General features: G+C 56.4%; 1 pseudogene. It reads left to right on the top strand.

Going from position 1 to position 590, the window contains the following annotated elements:
• Positions 1 to 228: 228 nt before the first annotated feature.
• Positions 229 to 590: pseudogene (locus BFP70_RS12545) on the top strand (transposase); the annotation flags it as partial.

Below are 590 nucleotides of genomic sequence, written 5' to 3'. Positions count from 1 at the left end.
GAGTTTGGCATGAAATGATCAAGACCGGCCACCCGCACTGAGCGGGTAGCCCAGGAGATGGTGAGGCGCAGCGTGAGGTGATGGCATAGGGACGGTAACAGCGGAACGGAACACCCAGTTCGGACCGAAGCGCCTTTGAGCGCGTGCCATTGATCGGGACCTGTCTGGACTTGCATCACTTCCGTTCCGGTTTTCTGTGAGCAATGCTCGCTTTGAAGGAGACTGGATATGGCAGCCAAGCATAGTGAAGATTTCAAGCGCGAAGCGGTTCGGATCGCGGCGCACAGCGGCCTGACACGGCGACAGGTTGCGTCGGACCTTGGGGTTGGTTTTTCGACCTTGGGCAAGTGGATGCGGGATTACTCGACCGATCCAACAGCAGCTGAGGACGCGGAGTTGCGCCGCGAGAATGAGCGCTTGCGTAAAGAGAACCGTATTCTGCGGGAGGAGAGGGAGGTGTTAAAAAAGCTGCAATCTTCTTCGCGATCCAAAAGCAATGAGATTTCAATTCATTGCGGGGTATCGCGGAGATCTTTCACGTGCGTATCTGTGCCGCCTGATGCAGGTTTCAGATCGTGGGCTACGGGCGT

Source organism: Thioclava sp. SK-1 (assembly GCF_001705665.1).
GTDB lineage: Bacteria > Pseudomonadota > Alphaproteobacteria > Rhodobacterales > Rhodobacteraceae > Thioclava.
Note: the sequence above shows the minus strand (reverse complement) of the source record. Positions and strands in the feature narration are given on the sequence as shown.